The organism is Pelomonas aquatica, from assembly GCF_026712205.1.
Lineage (GTDB): Bacteria > Pseudomonadota > Gammaproteobacteria > Burkholderiales > Burkholderiaceae_C > Pelomonas > Pelomonas aquatica.
On record NZ_JAPPUW010000013.1, the window covers coordinates 90,657 to 116,262 of the forward strand.

General features: G+C 70.4%; 17 protein-coding genes. 13 read left to right on the plus strand and 4 right to left on the minus strand.

All coding sequences use genetic code 11. From position 1 onward, the window contains the following. Nucleotides 1-33: 33 nt before the first annotated feature. A complete protein-coding gene (locus NYP07_RS15135) occupies nucleotides 34-2,424 on the plus strand; it encodes a sensor histidine kinase (protein ID WP_268151814.1) in 2,391 nt (796 codons plus the stop codon). A gap of 51 nt (nucleotides 2,425-2,475) precedes the next feature. Here NYP07_RS15135 and NYP07_RS15140 read toward each other — a convergent pair whose 3' ends face one another. Then, complete coding sequence (locus tag NYP07_RS15140) at nucleotides 2,476-3,093, minus strand: response regulator transcription factor (protein WP_276597364.1); 618 nt, start codon at nucleotides 3,091-3,093, stop codon at nucleotides 2,476-2,478. 252 nt (nucleotides 3,094-3,345) lie between these two features. Here NYP07_RS15140 and NYP07_RS15145 point away from each other — a divergent pair, with 252 nt between their 5' ends. Continuing rightward, a complete protein-coding gene (locus NYP07_RS15145; protein WP_268151815.1) occupies nucleotides 3,346-3,699 on the plus strand; it encodes a hypothetical protein in 354 nt (117 codons plus the stop codon). Between the two features lie 9 nt (nucleotides 3,700-3,708). Here NYP07_RS15145 and NYP07_RS15150 read toward each other — a convergent pair whose 3' ends face one another. Together NYP07_RS15150 and NYP07_RS15155 are read right to left on the minus strand one after the other, a co-directional pair. Further along, entirely contained in the window at nucleotides 3,709-4,263 is a 555-nt protein-coding gene (locus NYP07_RS15150) for a DUF1415 domain-containing protein (RefSeq protein ID WP_268151816.1), read from the minus strand. Then, a complete protein-coding gene (locus NYP07_RS15155; protein ID WP_268151817.1) occupies nucleotides 4,260-5,453 on the minus strand; it encodes a M20 aminoacylase family protein in 1,194 nt (397 codons plus the stop codon). The genes NYP07_RS15150 and NYP07_RS15155 overlap by 4 nt, the downstream gene beginning before the upstream one ends. Nucleotides 5,454-5,502: 49 nt before the next feature. Here NYP07_RS15155 and NYP07_RS15160 point away from each other — a divergent pair, with 49 nt between their 5' ends. The 11 genes from NYP07_RS15160 to NYP07_RS15205 all read left to right on the plus strand — a co-directional run bounded on the left by NYP07_RS15160 (nucleotide 5,503) and on the right by NYP07_RS15205 (nucleotide 19,910). Next, nucleotides 5,503-5,817: a hypothetical protein gene (locus NYP07_RS15160; RefSeq protein WP_268151818.1), complete on the plus strand. Its 315-nt coding sequence runs from the start codon at nucleotides 5,503-5,505 to the stop codon at nucleotides 5,815-5,817. 64 nt (nucleotides 5,818-5,881) lie between these two features. Then, entirely contained in the window at nucleotides 5,882-8,023 is a 2,142-nt protein-coding gene (locus NYP07_RS15165; protein WP_268151819.1) for a TonB-dependent receptor, read from the plus strand. Between the two features lie 147 nt (nucleotides 8,024-8,170). Further along, on the plus strand, nucleotides 8,171-9,604 hold the full coding sequence (locus NYP07_RS15170; RefSeq protein ID WP_268151820.1) for a circularly permuted type 2 ATP-grasp protein: 1,434 nt from the start codon (nucleotides 8,171-8,173) through the stop codon (nucleotides 9,602-9,604). Between the two features lie 14 nt (nucleotides 9,605-9,618). Next, nucleotides 9,619-9,777 carry an alpha-E domain-containing protein gene (locus NYP07_RS24140; protein WP_378989806.1) on the plus strand — a complete coding sequence of 53 codons (159 nt, stop codon included), beginning with the start codon at nucleotides 9,619-9,621 and terminating at the stop codon, nucleotides 9,775-9,777. Beyond that, the gene (locus tag NYP07_RS15175) at nucleotides 9,767-10,711 is read left to right on the plus strand and encodes an alpha-E domain-containing protein (RefSeq protein WP_268151821.1); all 945 of its coding nucleotides are present in this window, start codon (nucleotides 9,767-9,769) and stop codon (nucleotides 10,709-10,711) included. The genes NYP07_RS24140 and NYP07_RS15175 overlap by 11 nt, the downstream gene beginning before the upstream one ends. 622 nt (nucleotides 10,712-11,333) lie before the next feature. Further along, nucleotides 11,334-14,753 (plus strand): transglutaminase family protein, encoded by a 3,420-nt coding sequence (locus tag NYP07_RS15180; RefSeq protein WP_268151822.1) that lies wholly within the window; start codon nucleotides 11,334-11,336, stop codon nucleotides 14,751-14,753. A gap of 39 nt (nucleotides 14,754-14,792) precedes the next feature. Then, a complete protein-coding gene (locus NYP07_RS15185; RefSeq protein WP_268151823.1) occupies nucleotides 14,793-15,074 on the plus strand; it encodes a DUF6290 family protein in 282 nt (93 codons plus the stop codon). Next, nucleotides 15,074-15,358 carry a type II toxin-antitoxin system RelE/ParE family toxin gene (locus tag NYP07_RS15190; protein ID WP_268151825.1) on the plus strand — a complete coding sequence of 95 codons (285 nt, stop codon included), beginning with the start codon at nucleotides 15,074-15,076 and terminating at the stop codon, nucleotides 15,356-15,358. Before NYP07_RS15185 ends, NYP07_RS15190 begins: the two co-directional genes overlap by 1 nt. An 8-nt stretch (nucleotides 15,359-15,366) precedes the next feature. Continuing rightward, the gene (locus NYP07_RS15195; protein ID WP_268151826.1) at nucleotides 15,367-16,215 is read left to right on the plus strand and encodes an alpha/beta fold hydrolase; all 849 of its coding nucleotides are present in this window, start codon (nucleotides 15,367-15,369) and stop codon (nucleotides 16,213-16,215) included. A 61-nt stretch (nucleotides 16,216-16,276) separates the two neighbouring features. Then, nucleotides 16,277-18,922 carry a circularly permuted type 2 ATP-grasp protein gene (locus NYP07_RS15200; protein ID WP_268151828.1) on the plus strand — a complete coding sequence of 882 codons (2,646 nt, stop codon included), beginning with the start codon at nucleotides 16,277-16,279 and terminating at the stop codon, nucleotides 18,920-18,922. Then, nucleotides 18,879-19,910 (plus strand): transglutaminase family protein, encoded by a 1,032-nt coding sequence (locus NYP07_RS15205; protein ID WP_378989853.1) that lies wholly within the window; start codon nucleotides 18,879-18,881, stop codon nucleotides 19,908-19,910. The genes NYP07_RS15200 and NYP07_RS15205 overlap by 44 nt, the downstream gene beginning before the upstream one ends. A 21-nt stretch (nucleotides 19,911-19,931) precedes the next feature. Here NYP07_RS15205 and uvrA read toward each other — a convergent pair whose 3' ends face one another. Beyond that, on the minus strand, nucleotides 19,932-25,559 hold the full coding sequence (uvrA, locus tag NYP07_RS15210) for an excinuclease ABC subunit UvrA (RefSeq protein ID WP_268151832.1): 5,628 nt from the start codon (nucleotides 25,557-25,559) through the stop codon (nucleotides 19,932-19,934). Between the last annotated feature and the right edge of the window lie 47 nt (nucleotides 25,560-25,606).

The window sequence follows — 25,606 nt, forward strand, 5'->3', positions numbered from 1 at the left end:
GCCGGGCGGCGGGTTTGCCATAAGCTCCCCGTCATGTCGACTCCGCCCAAGCCCGCTGACGAAGAACGCCGCCTCGCGCGCCTGGCCGCGCTGGCCGTGATGGACACCGAGCCCGAGCCGCTGTTCGAGCACCTGGCCGCGCTGGCGGCCCAGCTCTGCGGGACGCCGGTGGCCCTGCTCGGCCTCATCGACGCGAAGCGCCAGTGGTTCAAGGCCAAGGTCGGCCTGGGCCGCGACGAGACGCCGCGCGGCCTCAGCTTCTGCGCCCACACCCTGCTGGCCGACGGCCTGTTCGAGGTGTGCGACGCGCGCCTGGATGCACGCTTTGCCGGCCATCCCGACGTGCTCGCCGAGCCGGCGCTGCGCTTCTATGCCGGCGTGCCCATCCGGCTCGACGACGGCAGCCACCCCGGCACGCTATGCGTCGTCGACTACCGGCCGCGCGAGCTCGACGAGGCCCAGCGCGAGGCGCTGACCCGGCTGGCCGGCGCCGCCGCCGAGGCGCTGATGATGCGCGAGCGCGCCCTGGCGGCGAGCCGGGCCGACGCCCTCGACGGCGAGCAGCGCTATCGCGTGCTGGCCGAGGTCGCGCCGCTGGGTGTCTGGCAGACCGACGCGGCAGGACGGTGCGTGTATGCGAACGCGGCCTGGCAGCACATCTACGGCCTGGGCCCGCAGGCCAGCCTCGGCGAGGGCTGGCTGGCGGCGCTGCACGCCGACGACCGCGACTCGGTGCGCGACCACTGGCGGCGCTGCGTCGCCGCCGGACGCCCCTTCGAGATGCGCTTTCGCGTGCAGCGCCCCGGCGCGGCCGGCGGCGGGCTGCGCCAGCTGTGGGCGCGCGCGCGGCCTCTGCAGTTGCCGGACGGCGGCTTCGTCGGCGTCGTCGAGGACGTCACCGAGCGGCTGACGGCCGAGCGCGAGCTGCGCGAAAGCCAGGCCCTGCTGGACCGCACCGGCCGCCTAGCCGGCATCGGCGGCTGGAGCCTGGACCTGCAGACGATGGAACTGGTCTGGAGCGACCAGACCTGCCGCATCCACGACCTCGAACCCGGCCACCGGCCGTCGCTGGACGAGGCCCTCGGCTACTACCGGCCCGACGCCCGCCACGCCATCGAGGCCGCCGTCGAGCAGGGCATGCGCGAGGGCCGGCCCTGGAGCCTGGAGCTGCCGCTGCGGACGGCCGCGGGGCGCGAGATCTGGGTGCTGGCCCAGGGCCAGGTCGACCTGCAGGACGGCGTGCCGGTGCGTCTCGTCGGCGCCTTCCAGGACGTGACCGAGCACCATCGCGCGGCCGTCGAGCTGGAGCACAGCCGCCAGCGCCTGCGCGCGCTGTACGAGTCGACGCCGGCGCTGATGCATTCGGTCGACACCAACGGCCGCGTGCTCAGCGTGTCGGACCGCTGGCTGGAGCGCCTGGGCTACCGGCGCGAGCAGGTCGTCGGCCGCCCGCTGGACGACTTCATGACGCCCGAGACCAGCAGCCAGGTGCGCGACGTCTACCGCCCGGTACTGTGGCGCGACGGCCATGTCGACGACTGCCCCGTGCAGCTGGTCTGCGCCGACGGCCGGCTGCTCGATGCCCTGGTCTCCGCCGTCGCCGAGTTCGCCCCCTCCGGGCAGCCGCTGCGTGCGCTGGCCCTGGTGGACGACATCACCGAGGAACTCAGGCACCGCGCCGAGCTGGCCCAGGAGCAGCGCATGCGCCGCCAGATCGAGCGCCACGTGCAGGAGCTGGACCAGTTGCTGCACGAGCGCTCCGAGATGCTGGACGTGCTGGCCCACGAGGTGCGCCAGCCGCTGAACAACGCCAGCGCGGCGCTGCAGAGTGCGACGTCCAGCCTGGCCGGCCGCGGCGAGCGCCAGGTGCAGGAGCGGCTGACCCGCGCCCAGGCCGTGCTCGGCCAGGTGCTGGCCGGCGTCGACAACACGCTGGCCGCGGCCAGCCTGCTGGCCGGCGGCGGACGCATCGCGCGGCTGGACACCGACATCGACACGCTGATCGCCGTGACCATCGCCGACCTGCCGCGCGAGCAGCGCGACCGCGTCGTCGTGCACCGCCACACCGCCACGCGCACCGCGCTGATGGACATGAGCCTGCTGCGCCTGGCGCTGCGCAACCTGCTGTCCAACGCACTGAAGTACGCCCCGGGCCCGAGCCCGGTGAGCCTGCACGTGATGGACTTCGACGAGCCGGCGGCGCTGCAGCTCGAAGTCGCCGACGCCGGCCCCGGCATCCCGCGCGAGCTGCTGCCGCGCCTGTTCATGCGCGGCGCACGCGGCCACGGCGGCACCGAGGCCACCCACGGCCTGGGCCTTTACATCGTGCGCCGCGTGATGGACCTGCACGGCGGCAGCGCCGAACTGCTGCGCAGCGGGCCGCTGGGCACCGTGATGCGCCTGACGCTGCCGCAGGCCGGCTAGCGGATCACGATTGCCGGGGCCCCAGCCGCAGCGCGGCCGGCAAGGAGGGCTTCAGACGAGCTGCAGCGGCGCGCGGAACACATAGCCCACGCGCGACTTGCTCTGCAGCGGCACCAGCGTGGGCGTGGCGCGCTCGATGCGGCGGCGCAGGCGGTAGATGGTGGCCGACAGGCCGTCGTCGTCGCCGGCTTCCGGCAGCTCGCGGCCCAGCCTGGCCAGCAGCGCCTCGCGCGTGACCGGCTCGCCGCCGGCCTGGGCGAAGCATTCCAGCAGCTGGCGGTCGGCCTCGCTGAGCTGGATGCGGGTGCCGTCGGGCACGATGAGCTCGCCGCTGGCGCGGTCCAGCTTCCAGGTCGCGTCGGCCGCCGCGGGCTTGGCGACGCGGCGCTGCACGGCGGCGATGGCCAGCGCCACCTGCTCGAACTGCACGGGCTTGACGAGGTACATGTCGGCGCCGGCCGTGATGACCTCGCGGAAGACCTCGGGGCCCAGGCGGCCGGACACGACGACGACGCCGGCATCGGTGCGGCGGCGCAGGATCTTGATCAGCTCCACGCCGTTGACGCCGGGCAGCATCAGGTCGACGAGGTAGAAGTCGAAGGAGAAGGCCTCGGGCGCGGCCAGCAGCGCATTGCTGTCGTCGAAACGGCTGACCGCGATGCCCTGCAGCTCCTACAGGAACTGCGTCAGGAACTCCGAGTATTCGGCGTCGTCGTCGATCAGGGCGAGGGTCTTGGGCTGCATGGCTGCGGAGAGGCTCAGGGCGACCGCGGAGTGTGCCGCATGACCGACGCGTCAGAGGGAAGTCATCTGCGCCCGACTGCACGAGATTGCGGGTTTCGCGCCAGGCAGGGCCACAAATGATTGACACTAGTCCGGCTGCGTGAGAAATCAAGATCCGGCCCACCGAGGAGACAGACGATGGCCGATGACGCGTTGGACGAAGGCGTCGGCGACCCGCTGGCCTGGCTGCAGCCCGGCCACCGCGCCGCGCCGGCCGAGGCGCTGAAGCGCATCCAGGCGCTGTGCACGGCCTGGCCCGACCTCCATGCCGCGATGTTCGTCGTGCTGGCCACGCACCAGGAGCTGCCGCGCGACATGCTGGCCGCGGCGATCAAGCAGTTCCGCACCGACCTGGACGCCTACAGCCGCGAGGACGTCGTCGGCCTGCTGACGGCGGTCTGGAACGGCGGCAAGAGCGGCTTCGACGCGGTGCTGCGCACGCGCGCGAATGCGCCGAAGAAGGGCGGCGGCCTGTCCTGGGTCAAGGAATAGCCGGCCGGCTCAGCCGGCCTTGCCACCCTTCAGGCCCAGCGCGGCCCAGCCCTCGTGGCCCAGCCTGTCCAGCGTCTCGAGGTTGTTCTCGTAGATGGAGGCCGTGTCCGGCATCGACTCGACGGCCCGCTCGATGCTCTCCTCGCGCAGCAGGTGCAGCGTCGGGTAGGGCGAGCGGTTGCTGTAGTTGGCGATGTCGTCGGGCGCGCTGCCGTCGAACTGGTAGTCGGGGTGGAAGTCGGCGATCTGCAGGATGCCGTCGAGCTTGAGCTCCTCGACGAGGGCGTCGGCCGCGTCCAGGAAATCGTTGAAGTCCAGGAAGTCGGTCAGCACGCCGGGGTGGATGAGCAGCGTCGTGTCGACCTGCTCGGGGTCGGCGCGGTTCAGCGCCAGCAGCTCGCGGGCCAGGTCCTTCAGCAGCGCCTCGGGCTCGGTCGCGTCGCTGACGACGTAGCGGATGCGCTCGTTGACGTGGACGGCCTTGGCGAACGGGCAGAGGTTGAGGCCGATGACGGCCTTGACGACCCAGTCGCGGGTGTCGTTGATGATTTGGTCGTGGTTCATCGCGGTGTGTTCAGCCAGGTCTCGGCCATGCGGACCCACATCGAGCCGCCCAGCGGGATCAGCTCGTCGTTGAAGTCATAGCTCGGGTTGTGCAGCGTGCAGGGCCCCAGGCCGTGGCCGCCGGCGCGGTGTTCGCCGTCGCCGTTGCCGATCAGGAAATAGCAGCCGGGCTCTTCCAGCAGGTAGTAGCTGAAATCCTCGGCGCCCATCGTGGGCTCGAACTCCTGCACATTGTCGGCGCCGACCATGTCGGTCAGCACGCGGCGCGCGAACTCGGTCTCGGCGGGGTGGTTGATCGTCGGCGGGTAGTTGCGGTGGAACTCGAACTCGGCCGTCAGCTCGAAGGCGCCGGCCAGCTGCTCGGTCATGGCCTTCATGCGGCGCTCCAGCAGGTCCAGCAACTCCAGCGTGAAGGTGCGCACCGTGCCCTCCAGCACGACCGAGTCGGGCACGACATTGGTGGCCTCGCCGGCATGGATCATCGTGACCGAGATGACGCCCGGGTCGATGGGGCGCTTGTTGCGGCTGACGATGGTCTGGAAGGCCGTGACGAGCTGGCAGGCCGCCGGCACCGGGTCGAAACCCAGATGCGGCATGGCCGCGTGGCAGCCCTTGCCCTTGAGCGTGATCTTGAACTCGTTGCTGCTGGCGAACACCGGCCCGCTCTTCAGCGCGAACTGGCCGGCCTGCATGCCGGGCCAGTTGTGGGCGCCGAACATGGCCTCCATCGGGAACTTGTCGAACAGGCCGTCCCGGATCATCTCGCGCGCGCCGCCGCCGCCTTCCTCGGCGGGCTGGAAGACGAGATAGACCGTGCCGTCGAAGTTGCGGTGCGTGGCCAGGTGCTTGGCCGCGGCCAGCAGCATCGCCGTGTGGCCGTCGTGGCCGCAGGCATGCATGCGGCCCAGGTAGCTGCTGGCGTGCGGGAACTGGTTGCGCTCGGTCATCGGCAGCGCGTCGATGTCGGCGCGCAGGCCGACGGCGCGGCTGGATGTGCCGTTCTTGACGATGCCGACCACGCCGGTCTTGCCCAGGCCGCGGTGGACGGGGATGCCCCAGTCGGTCAGCGCCTGCGCGATGACGTCGGCGGTGCGCTGCTCGTGGAAGCAGAGCTCGGGGTGCTTGTGCAGGTCGCGGCGGATGGCCGTGATCTGTGGCGCGTCGGCCAGGATGGTGTCGATGAGCTTCATGACAGGGTGACTTCAGGCTCAGTAAGAGGCCGAGTTTAGGATTGCGGCCGTGAACCTGCGTCGCACCGCCCAACGCTGGCTTTTCTGGCTGGCCCTGATCCTGCCCATCGCGCAAGCGATGGCGGGAGTGCATGCGCTGTCCCACGTCAGCGGCGAGCGCCAGGACGAGGGCATCGCCCATCTCGTCCACTGCGACCTGTGCCTGACCGCTGCCGACCTGGCCAGCGGTGCGCCGACGACCGCGCCCGGCCCGCTGCCGGCCGGCATCGCGGTCGAGGCCCGCAGCATCACGCCCGTCGCGGCCGCCGCCGAGCGCGACGCCGACTGGCGCCCGCCGGCGCGCGCGCCGCCCGCCTCCGCCTGAATCCCAGCCTTGCCGCGCCCCCTGGCGGCGCGGATGTTTGCGTTTTCCTGCGGAAGTTCCTCCCATGCGTTCCTTTGCCCTGGCGCCGCTCGCGGCCGCCTGCCTCTGTGTTTTTCCTGCCGCCGGCGCCCGCGCCGATGCGGCACCCGCCGACCCGTCCACCGCCGATGCCGGCACGTCCAGCCTGCAGCGCGTCGAAGTCACCGGCACGCGCCAGCGCCTGGATGCGGCGCGCAATGCGCTGTCGCCCGACACCGGCAGCAGCGTCTACCGCCTGGACAAGCAGGATCTGAAGAACCTGCCGCTGGGCGAAAGCACGCCGCTGAACCAGGTGCTGCTGCAGACGCCCGGCGTCGTGCAGGACTCCTACGGCCAGCTGCATGTGCGCGGCGACCATGCCAATGTGCAGTACCGCATCAATGGCGTCATCATTCCGGAGTCCATCAGCGGCTTCGGCCAGGCGCTGGAGACGCGCTTCGCGGACCACCTCAATGTGCTGACCGGCGCGCTGCCGGCCCAGTACGGCATCCGCAACGCGGCCGTCGTGGACATCCAGAGCAAGGGCGACACGCCGGACCGCGGCGGCAGCGTCGGCCTGACGCTGGGCAGCCGTGGCCATGTGGAGACGTCGCTGGAGCTGAGCGGCACGCAAGGCCAGCTGAACTATTTCCTGACCGGCTCGCTGCTGCGCAACGACGTCGGCATCGAGAACCCGACCGGCGCGCGCAACGCGCTGCACGACACGACGCGGCAGGCCAAGTCCTTCGGGCTGCTGTCCTATGTGCTGGGCGACGACAGCCGCGTCAGCCTGATGTTCGGCACCAGCAACAACCGCTTCCAGATTCCCAACCTGGCCGGGCAGTCGCCCCGCTTCACGACCGACGGCCATGCGCCGCTCGACTCCGCCGCGCTGGACGCGCGCCAGAACGAGAGCAACCGCTTCGTCGTCGCGAGCTACCAGGGCGCCATCGGCAGCCGGGTCGACTACCAGCTTTCCGTCTTCAACCGCATGACGGACGTGCACTACCGGCCCGACGCCATCGGCGACCTGCAGTTCAACGGCATCGCCGCCGACATCCTGCGCCGCAACGACGCCAGCGGCCTGCAGGCCGACTTCAGCTACAAGCTCAACCCGGCCCACACGCTGCGCGCCGGCCTGTTCGCGCAGCAGGAGAAGGTCGACGTGGCCAACGGCGCCTCGGTGTTCCCGGCCGACGCCGACGGCAACCAGAGCAGCGGCGTGCCGGTCTTCATCCAGGACGACTCGCGCATCAGCGGCCACCTGTGGAGCGCCTATCTGCAGGACGAGTGGCGGCCCGTCAAACCGCTGACGATCAACTACGGCCTGCGCTACGACCAGGTGCACACCGTCGTCGTCGAGCGGCAGTTCAGCCCGCGCCTGGGCCTGGTCTACGAGGCGTCCGAGACGCTGCGCCTGCATGCCGGCTATGCGCGCTACTTCACGCCGCCGCCGACCGAGAAGATCGACACCACGTCGGTGGCCAAGTTCATCGGCACGACCAATGCGCTGCCGTCGGACGCCAACACCGCGGTGCGCTCCGAGCGCTCGGACTATTTCGACGCCGGCCTGTCCTTCCAGGCCTCGCCGCAGCTGACGCTCGGCATCGACGGCTACTACCGCAAGGTCAGGCATCTGCAGGACGAAGGCCAGTTCGGCAATGCGCTGATCTTCTCGGCCTTCAATTTCGAGCAGGGCCGCATCCACGGGCTGGACCTGTCGGCCACCTACAAGGGCGAGCGCTTGAGCGGCTACGTCAACCTCGGGCTGTCGCATGCGCGCGCCAAGGGCATCGAGAGCGGCCAGTTCAATTTCGGCCCGGACGAGCTGGACTACATCGCCAGCCACTGGGTGCACCTGGACCACGAGCAGCGCTTCAGCGGCTCGGCGGGCCTGTCCTACCGCTTCGGCGGCGGCCTGGTCGCCAGCTCCGACCTGCTGTTCGGCAGCGGCCTGCGCCGCGGCTTCGCCAACACCGGGCACCTGCCGGCCTACACCAGCGTGAACGCGGCGGTCGCCAAGACCTTCGACCTGGGGCAAGGCCTGGGCAAGTTCGACACGCGGCTGGCGGTCGTGAACCTGTTCGACCGCGTCTACCAGCTGCGCGATGGCTCCGGCATCGGCGTCGGCGCGCCGCAGTTCGGCCTGCGTCGGTCGGTCTACGTGTCGGTCGGCAAGCCTTTCTGACCGACCCGCCGCGGCGCCGGGTATAACTCTGGTGCCTCGGCGCTCGCGCGGCGGGCGGCATGCACGCAAGCGGTGCCTCGCGCACCACGAGCCGCTGCCGAACCTGGGCGTGGAACTTGCGTCGTCCGGCAGGCACGAGGAGCGACGATGCAGACCGCCTTTGACGAGATGAACGCCGCGGGCCGCGAGACCCGGCCCCACTACGCGGCCTATGCCCGCTGGCTGGCGGACCAGCCCGAGTCGCTGATGCGCGAGCGGCGCGAGCAGGCCGAGCTGATCTTCCGCCGCGTCGGCATCACCTTCGCGGTCTACGGCGACAAGGATGCGGGCGAAGGCACCGAGCGGTTGATTCCCTTCGACCTGATCCCGCGCGTCATCCCGGCGTCCGAGTGGACGTCCATGCAGGCCGGCCTGGCTCAGCGCGTGACCGCGCTGAACCGCTTCATCCACGACGTCTACCACGACCAGGAGATCCTGAAGGCCGGCATCGTGCCCGCCGAAGAGATCGTCAAGAACGCGCAGTTCCGCCCCGAGATGATGGGCGTGGACGTGCCGGGCAATGTCTACAGCCACATCGCCGGCGTCGACATCGTGCGCGCCGGCAATGCCGACGGCTCGGGCGACTACTACGTGCTGGAGGACAACCTGCGCGTGCCCTCGGGCGTGAGCTATATGCTGGAGAACCGCAAGATGATGATGCGGCTCTTCCCCGAGCTGTTCTCCCAGCACCGCGTGGCGCCGGTGGCGCACTACCCCGACCTGCTGCTGGACACGCTGCGCAGCGTCGCGCCGCCCGGCGTGGCCGACCCCACCGTCGTCGTCATGACGCCGGGCATGTACAACTCGGCCTACTTCGAGCACGCCTTCCTCGCGCAGCAGATGGGCGTGGAGCTGGTCGAGGGCCAGGACCTGTTCGTCGACGGCGGCTTTGTGTACATGCGCACGACGCGCGGGCCTAAGCGCGTGGACGTCATCTACCGCCGCATCGACGACGACTTCCTCGACCCGCAGGTCTTCCGCGCCGATTCGCAGCTCGGCTGCGCCGGCCTGGTGGGCGCCTACAAGGCCGGCAAGGTGACGCTGTCCAACGCGATCGGCACGGGCATCGCGGACGACAAGTCCATCTACCCCTATGTGCCGAAGATGGTCGAGTTCTACCTCGGCGAGAAGCCCATCCTGCAGAACGTGCCGACCTATGTCTGCCGCGAGAAGGACGACCTGGCCTACACGCTGGCCCACCTGAGCGAGCTGGTCGTGAAAGAGGTGCACGGCGCCGGCGGCTACGGCATGCTGGTCGGGCCGGCGGCCACCAGGGACGAGGTCGAGGCCTTCCGCGCGCGGCTCATTGCCAACCCGGGCAACTACATCGCGCAGCCGACGCTGTCGCTGTCCACCTGCCCGACCTATGTCGAAGCCGGCATCGCGCCGCGTCACATCGACCTGCGCCCCTTCGTGCTGTCGGGGTCCAGCGTGCGCATGGTGCCGGGCGGGCTCACCCGCGTTGCGTTGAAGGAAGGTTCACTCGTGGTCAACAGCAGCCAGGGCGGCGGGACCAAGGACACCTGGGTTCTTGAAGACTGAGAGAGGACTGAACGATGCTTTCAAGAACCGCTGACCATCTCTTCTGGCTGAGCCGCTACATCGAAAGAGCCGGTCAAGCGCGAAGCGCTTGGGGCGAAGCCACAACACGGCGGCGCGCGCCAGCGCGCGCGGGGTTTTCGGCCAACGAAAGGGAGTCGAAGCATGCTGTCTAGGACTGCTGACCACCTGTTTTGGCTGAGCCGCTATATCGAACGGGCCGAAAACACCGCGCGGATGCTGGACATCGCCTACCAGACCTCGCTGCAGCCGCAGTCGGCCGACGAGTCCGAGCAGACCTGGCGCAGCCTGGTGTCCATCTCCGAGCTGAACGGCCTCTATGGCGCGAAGTATTCGGCGATCAACGGCCGCAACGTCATGGAGTTCATGGTGGCCGACGAGAACAACTTGTCGTCCATTTTCAACTGCCTGCGCGCCGCGCGCGAGAACGCGCGGGCCGTGCGCGGCGCGCTGACGACCGAGGTCTGGGAGACGATGAACCAGACCTGGCTGGAGTTCCGCCGCCTGCTGCGCGAGGGCGCGCTGGCGCGCGACCCGTCCCAGCTGTTCGAGTGGGTCAAATACCGCAGCCATCTGTCGCGCGGCGTGACGGTGGGCACGATGCTGCAGGACGAGGCCTTCCACTTCATCCGCATCGGCTCCTTCCTGGAGCGCGCCGACAACACGGCGCGGCTGCTCGACGTGAAGTTCTATCGCCAGGAGCAGGCGCAAAGTGAGCACGACGCCGCGCGGGACTTCTACTACTGGTCGGCCGTGCTGCGCTCGGTGTCGGGCTTCGAGATCTACCGCAGGGTCTACAGCAACGTCATCCAGCCCGACAAGGTCGCCGAGCTGCTGATCCTGCGCCCCGACATGCCGCGCTCGCTGTCGCACTGCATCACGCGCATGCTGGCCAACCTGAAGCGCGTGACCAATGCCCAGTCCGGCGAAACGCTGCGCCGCGCCGGCCGGCTGGAGGCGGAGCTGGCCTTCGGCCGCATCGACGAGATCCTGGCGGAGGGGCTGCATCCTTTCCTCGACGGATTCCTGGCCGAGGTGGCGGACCTGGGTTCGCGGATCAGCGAGGACTTTCTGGTGCCGTCGGCTTGAGGTGGTTCAGGCATGACCGATCTTTCGTGTGGTTTGTCGGAGGGTTGGTTTTTGGCAAGGCCCAGCCGGGAGTTCGCCCCGGCGGGCGACCTTCTTTTTGAGCGACCAAAAAGAAGGCAAAAAGTCGTCCCCGAACCGCCCGGCCCTTGGCTTCGCAGCGGGCTGCCCTGCGGTGCTCGGTCCTTGAGGCCCTGTGCTCCTCGGCGGGCTCAAAGGGGGGGTGAAGGAACAGCCGGCGGCAGCCGGCTTGCGGGTTTGGCTGTTGGCTGTTCGGCTGCTGGCTGTTTGGGGTCTCCCCTTCTAAACCGCCGAGAAGCGCAGAAGCCCAGGGCGCGTGCGCCGCACGCTTCAACAACTGACTTCGCGCCCCTTTGTTTGAGTGCAGTGAGCGTAGCGAACGAAGCGAGTTGGGCGCGGCCCCGGGCTTCGAGCATCGCAGGGCACCCCGACAGGGGCGGTTTTGCAGGGGCGCTTTGGCTTCGCCGCTCTTCGAGAACTTTGCCTACTTTCTTGTGCGCACAAGAAAGTAGGTCGCCCGCCGGGGCGAACTCCCGGCATGGGCCTCGCCAATAACCAACCCTCCAACGGACATCCAGCCCCTCGGGCGTAGTGAGCAAACCAAATGAGCATCCACGTCGCCCTCAAACACGTCACCCGCTACAAATACGACCGCCTGGTCAACCTCGGTCCCCAGGTCGTGCGCCTGCGCCCCGCGCCGCACTGCCGCACGCCCGTCCTCAGCTACTCGCTGCGCGTCGAGCCGAGCAACCACTTCATCAACTGGCAGCAGGACCCGTTCGCGAACTACCTGGCCCGCCTCGTCTTCCCCGAGAAGACTACCGAGTTCACCGTCACGGTGGACCTAGTCGCCGAGATGGCCGTCTACAACCCCTTCGACTTCTTCCTCGAACCGCAGGCTCAGCATTTCCCCTTCCAGTACGACGAGGCCCAGCAGATCGAGCTGGCTCCCTATCTGCAGGCACAAGCGGCCACGCCGCGGCTGGCCGCCTATCTGGCCGACATCCCGCGCACCGAGCGGCCGACGATCGACTTCCTCGTCGAGCTGAACCAGCGCGTGCAGAAGAGCGTGTCCTACCTGATCCGCCTGGAGCCCGGCGTGCAGGCGCCCGAGGAGACGCTGCAGAAGGCGTCCGGTTCCTGCCGCGACTCCGGCTGGCTGCTGGTCGAACTGCTGCGCCACCTGGGCCTGGCGGCGCGCTTCGTGTCGGGCTATCTGATCCAGCTGACGCCCGACGAGAAGGCGTTGGACGGCCCTGAATACCAAGTGGGGGGCACCGAGGTCGACTTCACCGACCTGCATGCCTGGTGCGAGGTCTACCTGCCCGGCGCCGGCTGGATCGGGCTGGACCCGACCTCGGGCCTGCTGGCCGGCGAAGGCCACATCCCCGTGGCGGCCACGCCCACGCCGGGCAGTGCGGCGCCCATCAGCGGCGGTGTCGACAGGAGCGAGGTCGAGTTCGACCACGAGATGAGCGTCACGCGCATCTACGAGTCGCCGCGCGTGACCAAGCCCTACACCGACGCGCAATGGGCCGAGGTGCTCAAGCTCGGCCAGCAGGTGGACCGCGAACTGGCGGCCGGCGACGTGCGGCTGACGATGGGCGGCGAGCCCACCTTCGTGTCCGTGGACGACCGCGATGCGCCGGAGTGGAACACCGAGGCCCTGGGCCCGACCAAGCGGGTCTACGCCCAGCAGCTCACGCACCGGCTGCGCGACGAATACGGCCAGGGCGGCTTCCTGCATTTCGGCCAGGGCAAGTGGTATCCGGGCGAGCAGCTGCCACGCTGGGCCCTGTCCATCTACTGGCGCGCCGACGGCCAGCCCTGCTGGCGCAACCCCGACTGGTTCGCCGACGAGCGCGAAGGCCACGCCTACACCAGCGACGACGCCAAGACCTTCATGGCCGCGCTGACGCGCTGCCTGGGCCTGCCCGACACCCATGTGCGGCCCGGCTACGAGGACACCTGGTACTACCTGTGGCGCGAGCGCCGCCTGCCGGTCAACGTCGACCCCTTCGACTCGCGTCTGGACGACGAGCTGGAGCGCGTGCGCCTGCGCCGCGTGTTCGACCAGGGACTGTCCCATGTCGTCGGCTATGTGCTGCCGATCCGCCATGCCGGCGAACCGCCGCTCGGTGGCGCGCGCTGGCAGACCGGGCCCTGGTTCTTCCGCGACGAGCGCCTCTATCTCTTCCCCGGCGATTCGCCGATGGGCTGGCGGCTGCCGCTCGATTCCCTGCCCTGGGTCCGCCAGGGCGACTACCCCTATCTGATCGAGCAGGACCCGTTCGCACCGCGCGGCATGCTGCCCGCCGCGGCCACGCTGCGGGCGCAGACGCTGGGCGTCACGTCGGGCGGGCCGACGCCGGGGCTGCTGCGCGACGCGCGCGCGCTGGCCGGGACGGCAACGGGCGCCGCGGCCGGCGAGGAAGCTGCGCCGGCCCGCTTCGAGAGCGCCCATGGCATCACGCGCACGGCACTGTGCGTCGAGGCGCGCGATCCCCGACGGGCCAACGGCCCCGCGGCCGAGGCCCGGGGCCAGGCCAGCGGCGTGCTCTATGTCTTCATGCCGCCGCTGGAGAAGGTCGAGCATTACCTGGAGCTGCTGACGGCCGTCGAGGCGGCCTGCGAGGACACCGGCTTCAAGATCGTGCTGGAGGGCTACCCGCCGCCGCGCGACCCGCGCCTGAAGCTGCTGCAGGTCACGCCCGACCCCGGCGTCATCGAGGTCAACATCCACCCGGCCCACGACTGGGGCGAGCTGGTCCAGCACACCGAATTCCTCTACGAAGCCGCACGGCTGTCGCGGCTGTCCAGCGAGAAGTTCATGATCGACGGCCGCCACGGCGGCACCGGCGGCGGCAACCACTTCGTGCTGGGCGGCGCCACGCCGGCCGACTCGCCCTTCCTGCGCCGGCCCGCGCTGCTGGCCTCGCTGCTGGCCTACTGGCACAACCACCCGTCGCTCAGTTATCTGTTCAGCGGCCTCTTCATCGGCCCCACCAGTCAGGCGCCGCGCGTGGACGAGGCACGCAACGACCAGCTGCGCGAGCTGGAGATCGCGCTGAACGAGATCCACGAGCTGGGCAGCGATGCGCCGCCGTGGCTGATCGACCGCACGCTGCGTAACGTCCTCGTCGACGTGACCGGCAACACCCACCGCAGCGAGTTCTGCATCGACAAGCTCTACTCGCCGGACTCGGCCACCGGCCGCCTCGGCCTTCTGGAGCTGCGCGCCTTCGAGATGCCGCCGCATGCGCGCATGAGCATCGTGCAGCAGCTGCTGCTGCGCGCGCTGGTGGCGCGCTTCTGGACCCAGCCCTACCGCGCGCCGCTGGTGCGCTGGGGCACCGAACTGCACGACCGCTGGCTGCTGCCCCACTTCGTGCAGGAGGACTTCGCCGACGTGATGCAGGACATGGCCCAGGCCGGCCATGCGATGGACGCCGCGTGGTTCGCGCCGCATGTCGAGTTCCGCTTCCCGAAGTACGGCGAGTTCGCCGCGCGCGGCGTGCATGTGACGCTGCGCGGCGCGCTGGAGCCCTGGCATGTGATGGGCGAGGAAGGCTCGGCCGGCGGCACGGTGCGCTATGTGGACTCGTCGCTGGAGCGGCTGGAGATGCACGTCAGCGGCCTCGTGGACCCGCGCCATCGCGTTACCGTCAACGGCCAGCCGCTGCCGCTGCAGCCGACCGGCCGCGTCGGCGAGTTCGTCTGCGGCGTGCGCTACCGCGCCTGGCTGCCGCCCTCGGCCCTGCACCCGACCATCGGCATCCACGCGCCGCTGACGGTGGACCTCGTCGACACCTGGCAGCAGAAGTCGCTGGGCGGCTGCCGCTACTTCGTCGCCCACCCGGGCGGCCGCAACTACGCGACGCTGCCGGTCAACGCCTACGAGGCCGAGAGCCGGCGCCTCGCGCGCTTCGCGGCCATCGGGCATTCGCCCGGCCGCGTCGACGTGGGCGAGCCGCGGCGCAGCCTGGAGTTCCCGTTCACGCTGGATCTGCGCAAGGCGGGGTGATGTAGCACAATTGCGCTACTCATCTGCAGGAGCAGCGCCATGTCGACGACCACCATCCGCCTCGATGACGACCTCAAGGAGCGAGTGAGCGAGGCGGCCGCGCGCGCCGGCAAGACGGCGCACGCCTTCATCCGCGACGCCATCGCCGAATCGGTCGAGCAGGCGGAGTTCGATGCCGAGATGGACCGCATCTGCGAGGAGCGCTGGGCGGAGTTCCTGAAGACCGGCGAGGCCATCCCGTGGGAGGAGGTCAAGGCCTATATGAAGGCGACTGCCGCTGGCGAGAAAGCCGAGCGCCCCGTGCCGAGGAAGATCTTCTGATGACGGCGGTCCAGTTCACGCCGTTTGCGCTGGCTGACCTGGAGCGGATTCGAGATTTCCTGCGAGTGCATGACCCCGACAACATCGAGGACCGAATCGATGAATTGTTGGAGGGCCTTGATGTGCTGACCCATGCGCCGGAAATTGGTCGTCGGGCAGGGGCGAAGTCGAGGGAACTGGTGATTGGCCGTGCGGCGCGCGGCTATGTCGTCCGCTACGAATACATGCCACGCATCGATACCGTTTTCGTGACGCAGGTGCGCCACCAGCGCGAATCTCGCTGACCCATCCCATGCACATCGAAATCCAACCCGGCATCCGCCTCTTCGTCGACATCGAAGGCCTGGGCCACGTACCCGAGGGCCGTGTGCTGAAGGAAAAGCCGACGCTCGTGCTGATCCACGGCGGCCCCGGCTTCGACCACAGCGGCTTCCGGCCCTTCTTCAGCCGCTTCGCGGACCTCTGCCAGGTCGTCTATTTCGACCAGCGCGGCCATGGGCGCAGCAGCCCGCGGCCCTTGGACGAGATGCGGCTGGACGTCTTCGCCGACGACGTCGTGCGGCTCTGCGCCGCCCTCGGCATCGAGAAGCCCATCGTGCTGGGCCAGAGCTTCGGCGGCTTCGTCGCGCAGCGCTATCTGGCGCGGCATCCGGCGCATCCGCGCAAGGTGGTGCTGTCCAGCACTTCCCACCACTTCGGCCTGGCGCGCAAGGTCGAGCGCTTCGGCCGTCTGGGCGGGCCCGAGGCGGCCCAGGCCACGCGCGACTTCTGGCAGCACCCCGGCCCCGCCACCTGGGCGGCCTACGAGACGCATTGCCGCCATCTGTACAACACCCGGCCCAAGAACCCCGATGCCGGCGGCTGGATGCGCTTCAAGCCCGAGATCCTGTTCGAGCACACGCGCGCCGAGCTGCCGGGCATGGATCTGCGGCCAGGCCTGGCGGGCGTGCAATGCCCCGTCCTCGTCATGGTGGGCGAGGAAGACCCGGTCACGCCGCCGCAGGACGCCGAGGAGATCGCCGCCGCGCTGCCGCCGCAGTGGCTGGCCGGCTTCGAGCGCTTTTCCGGCGTCGGCCACGGGGCCTGGCGCGACGACCCGCAAGCCGCCGAGCGCGTGCTGCGCCGTTTCCTCGGCGAGTGATCGGGGCGCCGGCCGCGGCGCGGACATTGCTTGACAATGCCTTTCCACCCCAGACCCGCCCATGCCCGAGCTCACGCCCAGCCAGTGGAGCCTGCTCCCCGACGAGCCGGAGGAAGCCCTCGCGCCCGACCCCCTCGTGCTGGCGCTTTCTGCCGCGCTGCGCAGCCGCGACGGCCATTTCTACGAGCTGACCGGCGCGGTCAACCACCCCGGCGAGCCCCAGGCCGGCATCGCCGAACGCTGGCGGCGTTTCTTCGCGGCCGGCGGCGCGGCGGGCTGGCAGGAGCTGTCGGCCAAGGCCCTGCGCGTGCAGCGCCGCGTGCTGGAAGACGGTGCCAGCTACAACGTGCACAGCGACGGCCCGCCGCTGCCCGGCCAGGATGGCGACGCCGGCGCGCCGCTGGCCCGCCACTGGCCGCTGGAGCTGCTGCCCATGCTCATCGAGCCTGGCGAGTGGCGCCATATCGAGGCCGGCATCGCCCAGCGCGCGCGGCTGCTGAACGCGGTGATGGCCGACACCTATGGCGAGCGCCGCCTGCTGCAGCAGGGCCTGCTGCCGGCCTCCCTGGTGCTGGCGCATCCTCAATACCTGCGCGCCATGCATGGCGCCGAACCGCCGGGCGGCGTGCACCTGCATGTGCTGGCCTTCGACCTGACGCGCTGCGCCGACGGCCACTGGTGGGTGGTCGGCCAGCGCACGCAGGCGGCGTCGGGCCTGGGCTATGTGCTGGAGAACCGTCTCATCATCGCCCAGCAGTTCCCCGAGGCCTTCCGCCAGATGGCCGTGCAGCGCCTGGCCGCGAGCTACCGCGACCTGATGCAGTCGCTGCTGAAGCTGTCGCCCGCCGGCGAGCGCAGTCGCATCGCGCTGCTGACACCGGGGCCGCGCAACGAGACCTATTTCGAGCAGGCCTTCCTGGCGCGCTACCTCGGCATCACGCTGGTGGAGGGCGCCGACCTGACCGTACGCGCCGACAAGGTCTACCTGAAGACCCTGGCCGGCCTGGAGCGCGTGCATGTGCTGCTGCGCCGCGTCGACGACACCTGGCTGGACCCGCTGGAGCTGCGCCCCGACTCCATCCTCGGCGTGCCCGGCCTGCTGCAGGCGGCGCGCGCCGGCGAGGTCGTCATCGCCAACGCGCCAGGCGCCGGCTGGCTGGAGAGCCCCGGCCTCACGGCCTTCTGGCCCGGCGTGGCCGAGAGCCTGCTCGGCGAGGCGCTGGCGCTGCCCGCCATCCAGAGCTGGTGGTGTGGCGAGGAGAGCGCCTGGGCCGCGCTGCGCCCGCGGCTCGCGGAGTTCATCGTCGTGCCGACCTTTGCGGCCGGCAGCACGACGCGCAGCTTCGCCCCCATCGTGGCCGCGGAGCTCAGCGACGAGGGCCTGCACGAGCTGGCCGAGCGCATCGCTGCCGACCCCACGGCCTACACGCTGCAGGCGCGCGTGAAGCCCACCAAGCAGCCGGTGTGGATACGCGGCGCGCTGGAGCCGCGCGTGGCCGTGCTGCGCGTGTTCGCGCTGACCGACGGCGACGGCGGGTGGCGCGTGCTGCCCGGCGGCCTGACCCGCGTGGCGCCCCGGCGCGACCCGCTGGCCGACGCCTGGCTGTCCATCCAGCGCGGCAGCTTGAGCGCCGACACCTGGGTCATGACCGACGGCGAGGTCGACCCGACGACGTTGCTGTCGCAGCCGCTGCAGGCCACCGACCTGCGCGACGTGCACTGGACCGTGACCAGCCGCGCCGCCGAGAACCTGTTCTGGCTGGGCCGCTACACCGAGCGCGCCGAGAACAGCGCCCGCCTGGCCCGCCACGTCATCGAGGCCAGCGTCATGGTGCAGCGCGGCGCGATGCCGCCGCCCATGCTGCCGCTGCTGGACGCGCTGGCACGCCGCCACGGCCTCGTCGGCCCCAAGGCGCCCCATGCCCAGGACGACCCACGTGGCTTCGAGCGCGCGCTGCTGACGGCGCTGCTGCCCGGCTCCGGCGTCACCAGCGTCGGCTGGAATTTGCGCGCGCTGCAGGGCTGCGCCCAGGCCCTGCGCGAGCGGCTGTCGCCCGAGGCCTGGCGGCTGATCCACGAGACGGCGGCCCAGTTCGAGCAGCATCTGCGCGCCGTGCTGGACCGCCCCGGCACGACGCCGATGACCGACGTGCTCAATGTGCTGGCCCGCGCCGACACCCACCTCGCCGCCATCACCGGCGCGCAGACCGACCGCATGACCCGCGACGACGGCTGGAGGCTGCTGTCCATCGGCCGCCAGATCGAGCGCCTGTCCTTCCATGCCGAGGTGCTGGCCGAGACCTTCGCGCAAGGCCTTGCGTTGACGGAGGACGGCTTCGGGCTGCTGCTGGGCGTGTTCGACTCCACCATCACCTACCGCGCCCAGTTCCAGGCGCGGCGCGAGGCGGCGCCGCTGCTGCACCTGCTGGTGCACGACACCGACAACCCGCGCTCGCTCGGCTGGGTCGCGCGCACGATGCGCGAGCGCTTCGCCAAGCTGGCCCGCCACGACCCCGGCTGGGCCGCCGACGTCGCCGCCGGCCTGCCGGTGCCCGAGGCCTGGCCGCTGGCCGAACTGGCTGCGCCGGGGCCGGCCCTCGTCGAGCAGCTGCATCGCGCGGCGGCCCAGGCCGGCGAGCTGTCCAGCCTCATCAGCCAGCGCTATTTCGCGCACGTCATCGGCGCCGAGCAACGCGTATGGCAATGAGCCCCGCACGGCCGCCCGAAGGGGCTCGCTCCCGCTTGGCGGGACAGCGCGCAGCGCGAAGGGTGCACCAATGACGACGCTGGCCGTCCACCACGTCACCGAGTACACCTACGACGACTCGGTGGAATGGGCCCATCACGCCGCCTGCCTGGCGCCGCGCGACACGCCCTGGCAGCGGGTCCACGGCTGGCAGCTGCGCATAGCCCCGCTGCCCGACGGCTGGGGCGTGGAAGGCCTGGAGCTGGACGCCGCCGAACTGGCCCGCCATCTGCACCGCGACCCCTGGGGCAATCGCCACCTGAGCTTCGGCCATGCGCGCGTGCACGAGAAGCTGGTGGTGGACAGCCGCTTCGTCGCCGAGCTGCTGGACCGCCCCGCGCCCGACCCGGCGCGCGGACCGGGCTGGGAGTCGGTCGCCCGCAGCCTGCGCTACCGCGCCGGCCGCGCGCTGCAGGAGGCCGACGAGTTCGCGCTGGCCTCCACCTATGCCACGCCCGACGGAACGCTGGCCGCCTATGCCCACCGTGCCTTCCCGCCCGGCCGCACGCTGACCGCCGGTGGGTTGGCGCTGATGCAGCAGATCCACGCCGACCTGCGCTATCTGCCGCAGAGCACGACGGTCGCGACGCGCGCGGCCGATGCGCTCGCGCAGCGCAGCGGTGTCTGCCAGGACTTCGCCCATGTCTTCATCGCCGCCTGCCGCTCGCTGGGCCTGGCGGCGCGCTATGTGTCGGGCTATCTGCTGACCCGCCCGCCGCAAGGCCAGCCCAAGCTCGTCGGCGCGGATGCCTCGCATGCCTGGGCCGAGCTGTGGTGCCCCGAGCAGGGCTGGCTGGCGCTGGACCCGACCAACGCCTTGCCGGCCGGGCCGGACCACGTCACGCTGGCCTGGGGGCGCGACTACGCGGACGTGGCGCCGCTGCGCGGCGTGCTGCGCGGTGGCGGCGTGGCGACCTTGCGGGTGGGGGTGACGGTCGAGCCGGTTTGAGGGCTCTCAGCCGGCCTGCCATCAGCTCGCCCTCGCCAACACCGGCCTGAGCGCGATGCCCGTGTGGCTGCCGCTCGCCACCACCTGTTCCGGCGTGCCGGCCACGACCACGCGGCCACCCGCATCGCCGCCCTCGGGCCCGAGGTCCAGCACCCAGTCCGCCTCGGCGATCACGTCGAGGTCGTGCTCGATGACGATCACCGAATGCCCGCCGGCCACCAGCCGGTGCAGCACGCGGATCAGCTTCTCGACGTCGGCCATGTGCAGGCCCACGGTCGGCTCGTCCAGCACATAGAGGGTGTGCGGCGCCTTCTGGCCGCGGCGCGTCACGTCGTCGCGCACCTTGACGAGTTCGGACACCAGCTTGATGCGCTGCGCCTCGCCGCCCGACAGCGTCGGCGACGGCTGGCCCAGCGTCAGATAGCCGAGACCCACGTCCTTCAGCAGCTGCAGCGGATGCGCGATGGACGGCATGGACGCGAAGAACTCGACGGCCTCGTCGACCTCCATCGCCAGCACATCGCCGATGCTCTTGCCGCGCCAACTGACGCCCAGCGTCTCCGGGTTGAAGCGCCGGCCGTGGCACTGGTCGCAGGGCAGCTTCACGTCGGGCAGGAAGCTCATTTCGATGGTCTTCACGCCCTGGCCTTCGCAGCCCGGGCAGCGGCCCTCGCCGGTGTTGAAGCTGAAGCGGCCCGGCGCATAGCCGCGCGCCTTGGACTCCAGCGTCTCGGCAAACAGCCGGCGGATCGCGTCCCAGAAGCCGATGTAGGTCGCCGGGCAGGAGCGCGGCGTCTTGCCGATGGGGGTCTGGTCGACCTCCAACACCCGGTCCACCTGCGCATGGCCCTCGATGCCGTCGCAGCCGGCCCATTTGGCCGGGGCTTTCCTCAAAGGCACGGCGACGGCCATATTGGCCAGCAGCACATCGCGCGCCAGCGTGGACTTGCCCGACCCCGACACGCCGGTCACCGCGACGAGGCGGTGCAGCGGCACGTCGACCGTCACGGCCTTGAGGTTGTGCAGGGCCGCGTTCAGCACGGTCAGCTTGGGCGCGTCGGCCTCGACCGGACGGCGCGCCTGCAGCGGGTGGATCAGCGGCCTGGCCAGCATGCGGCCGGTCGTCGATTCCGGCTGCAACGCGAGCTGTGCCGCCGTGCCCTCGGCCACGACGCGGCCGCCACGTTTGCCGGCGCCGGGGCCGATGTCGATGATGTGGTCGGCGCGGCGGATGGTGTCCTCGTCGTGCTCGACGACGACCAGCGTGTTGCCCTTGTCGCCCAGCGTGGACAGGGCCTTCAGCAGGATCTGGTTGTCGCGCGGATGCAGGCCGATGGTGGGCTCGTCCAGCACATAGCAGACGCCCTGCAGATTGCTGCCGAGCTGCGCAGCCAGCCGGATGCGCTGGGCCTCGCCGCCCGACAGCGTGGGCGCGGCGCGGTCCAGCGTCAGATAGCCCAGGCCGACCTCTTCGAGGAACTCCAGCCGGCCGAGGATTTCGCTGACGACGTCGCGGGCGATGTCGGCATCACGGCCTTCGAGATGCAGGCCCTGCACCCATTCGCGCGCCTGGCCGACGCTCCAGGCGGCGACGTCGCCGATGCCCTTCGCCTCGAACTCGACGGAGCGCGCCGTGGGGTTCAGCCGCGTGCCGTGGCAGTCCTGGCAGGGCGCATCGGTCAGGCCCTCGACCTCGGCCTCTTCCGCGGGGAAGCTCCGCTCACGGCCGCGGTTGTCGTCGTCCTGCACGCTGTCGTCCAGCGCCTTGCGCTGCTCGCGCGTCAGTTGCAGGCCGGTACCGACGCAGCTCCTGCACCAGCCGTGCTTGGAGTTGTAGGAGAACAGCCGCGGGTCCAGCTCGGGGTAGCTGGTGCCGCAGACCGGGCAGGCGCGCTTGGTCGAGAACACCTTGACGCTGCCGACGCCGGCACCGGTCGCGCCGCCTTCGACGCTCAAGCCATCCAGGGGGCTGAGCAGATGCAGCACGCCCTTGCCGGCGTCCAGGGCCTTGGCCAGCAGCTCGCGCAGCTCGGCCTCGCGTTCGGCCGCGATGACGAGGTCGCCGACCGGCAGCTCCAGCGTGTGCTCCTTGAAGCGGTCCAGCCGCGGCCAGGGCGACGTGGGCAGGAACTCGCCGTCCACGCGCAGATGCGTGTGGCCGCGGCCCTTGGCCCATTTGGCGAGGTCGGTGTAGACGCCCTTGCGGTTGACGACCAGCGGCGCGAGCAGGCCGACATGCTGGCCGCGGTAGTCGCGCATCAGCTGCGCGGCAATCGACTCGACACTCTGCGGCCGCACCGGCGCGCCGTCGTTGACGCAGTGCTGCACGCCCAGCTTCACGTAGAGCAGGCGCAGGAAATGCCAGACCTCGGTCGTCGTCGCGACCGTGCTCTTGCGGCCGCCGCGGCTCAGGCGCTGCTCGATGGCGACCGTCGGCGGGATGCCCCAGACCGCATCCACCTCGGGCCGGCCGGCCGGCTGCACGATGCTGCGCGCATAGGCGTTCAGCGATTCGAGATAGCGGCGCTGGCCTTCGTTGAACAGGATGTCGAAGGCCAGCGTGGACTTGCCCGAGCCCGACACACCGGTCACGACATTGAACTTGCCGCGCGGGATCTCGACGTTGAGCCCCTTGAGGTTGTGCTCGCGGGCGTTGACGATCTTGATCGCCTCGTCGGCCGCGCGGCGTGTCTTGATGAGCTGCTGCAGCGGCCGGCCCTCCTCCACGGCCACGGCGGGGCGGTCCATGTGCAGCGCGTAGTCGCGCAGCGCGGCGGCGGTGTGCGATGTGGCGTGCCGGGCCACGTCCTCGGGCGTGCCGGTGCAGACCAGCTCGCCGCCATCCTCGCCACCCTCGGGGCCGAGGTCGATCAGCCAGTCGGCCGCGCGGATCACGTCGAGATTGTGCTCGATGAGGATCAGCGAGTGGCCGGCCGACAGCAGCTTGCGCATCGCGCGCATCAGCTTGGCGATGTCGTCGAAGTGCAGGCCGGTGGTCGGCTCGTCGAACAGGAAGAGCGTGCCCTTCTTGGCCACACCGAAGCGCGGGTTGCTCGCCGCCTCGGCCAGGAAGCCGGCGAGTTTGAGGCGCTGGGCCTCGCCGCCGGACAGCGTGGGCACGGGCTGGCCCAGCTTCACATACTCCAGGCCGACGTCGACGATGGGTTGCAGCTTGGCCACCACCGCGCGGTAGTCGCTGAAGAGATTCACAGCCTCGGCGACCGTCAGTTCCAGCACGTCGGACACGCTGAGGTCGCGATCCTTCAGCGCGAGCTTCACGTCCAGCATTTCGGCGCGGAAGCGCTTGCCGTCGCAGTCCGGGCAGCGCAGGTAGACGTCGCTGAGGAACTGCATCTCGACATGCTCGAAGCCCGAGCCGCCGCAGGTCGGGCAGCGGCCGTCGCCGGCGTTGAAGCTGAACATGCCGGCGCTGTAGCTGCGCTCGACGGCCAGCGGCGCGACGGCGAAGAGCTTGCGGATCTCGTCGAAGGCGCCGACGTAGCTGGCCGGGTTGGAGCGGGCCGTCTTGCCGATCGGCGACTGGTCGACGAAGACGGCGTCGGCGAGGTGGTCGGCGCCGAGCAGCCTTTCGTGCGCGCCCGGCGTCTCGGTGGCCTTGCCGAACTGGCGGGCCAGGGCCGGGTAGAGCACGTCCTGCATCAGCGTGCTCTTGCCGGAGCCGGACACGCCCGTCACGACCACCATGCGCTGCAGCGGGAACTCGACGGACACGTCCTTCAGGTTGTGCTCGCGCACGCCTTCGAGGATGAGCCTGGGCGTGCTCTCGTCCACCAGGCGCTTCAGGCCCATGCCGACATGCTTGCGCGCACCGAGGTAGGCGCCGGTCAGCGTGTCGGCCGCGCGGATGGTCTCGGGCGTGCCGTCGAAGACGATCTGGCCGCCGCGCTCGCCGGGGCCGGGGCCCATGTCGATCAGCCGGTCGGCGGCCAGCATGACGGCCGGGTCGTGCTCGACGACGACCAGCGTGTTGCCCGCGTCGCGCAGCCTCTGCATGGCCTGCACGATGCGGCCCATGTCGCGCGGATGCAGGCCGATGCTGGGCTCGTCCAGCACGAACAGCGTGTTGACGAGGCTCGTGCCCAGCGCCGTGGTGAGGTTGATGCGCTGCACCTCGCCGCCGGACAGCGTGCGGCTCTGGCGGTCCAGCGTGAGGTAGCCCAGGCCCACGTCGCAGAGATAGCGGCTGCGGTGGCGGATCTCGTCCAGCAGCAGCTTCAGCGCCTCGTCCAGCATCGAACTGGGCAGCTGCAGCGCGTCGACAAAGTCGCGCAGCCTGGCGATCGGCAGCTGCATCAGGTCGTGCAGGCTCAGGCCCGGCAGCGTTTCGAGCTGCTCGCGCGACCAGTCCACGCCGACCGGCAGGAAGCGCTGCGCGGCCGGCAGCGCCGCATCGGCCAGCGCCTTGCTGCCGACGCGCCACAGCAGCGCCTCGGTCTTCAGCCGCGCGCCGCGGCAGCTGGGGCACTCGGTGTAGCTGCGGTATTTGGACAAGAGCACGCGGATGTGCATCTTGTAGGCCTTGCTCTCCAGGTAGTCGAAGAAGCGCCTGACCCCGTACCACTGCTTGTTCCAGTTGCCGTTCCAGTTCGGCGTGCCGTTGATGACCCATTCGCGGTGGGCCGCCGACAAGTCCTTCCACGGCGTGTCGCGCGGGATGCCGGCCTCGCCGGCATAGCGCAGCAGGTCTTCCTGGCAGTCCTTCCAGGCCGGCGTCTGCAGCGGCTTGATGGCGCCGTTGCGCAGCGTCTTGCGCTCGTCGGGGATGACGAGGCCGAGGTCCACGCCGATGACGCGGCCGAAGCCGCGGCAGGCCTCGCAGGCGCCGAAGGCGGAATTGAACGAGAACAGCGCCGGCTGCGGGTCGGCGTAGCGGATGTCGCTTTCGGGACAGTGCAGGCCGGTCGAGAAGCGCCAGAGTGTGGCGCCGTCGTCGCCGACGTGAACATTCACCCGCCCCGCGCCGCGCTTCAGGCAGAGCTCGATGGCCTCCATCGCGCGCTGCCTGTCCGCTCCCAGCATGCGAAAGCGGTCGGCCACGACGTCCAGCACTTTTTTACTTTCGACCACCCGCTCGCCCTGCACGCGCGTGAAGCCGCTGGCCGCCAGCCATTGCTCGACCTGCTCGGCCGTCGTGTTGGCCGGCAGCTCGACCGGAAATGTCAGCACCATTCTGGGGTCGGCCGCCGCCTCGGCCCGCGCCATCAGCTCCGCATAAATGCTCTGCGCCGTGTCGTGCCTGACCGGCAGCGCCGTCTTGCGGTCGAAGAGCTCGGCCGCGCGGGCGTAGAGCAGCTTCAGGTGGTCGTTCAGCTCCGTCATCGTGCCGACCGTGGAGCGGCTGGTGCGCACCGGGTTGGTCTGGTCGATGGCGATGGCCGGCGGCACGCCGTCCACCTTGTCGACGGCGGGGCGGTCCATGCGGTCCAGGAACTGGCGCGCATAGGCCGAGAAGGTCTCGACATAGCGGCGCTGGCCCTCGGCGTAGAGGGTGTCGAAGACCAGGCTGGACTTGCCCGAGCCGCTCGGCCCGGTGACGACGGTCAGCTCGGCCGTGCGCAGGTCGAGGTCGAGGTTCTTGAGGTTGTGCTGCCGGGCGCCCCGGATGCGGATCAGACCATCAGACGACATGGTGGGGGTCAAAACGACAAAGGCGAGCAGTGTAGGGAGGCGGGATG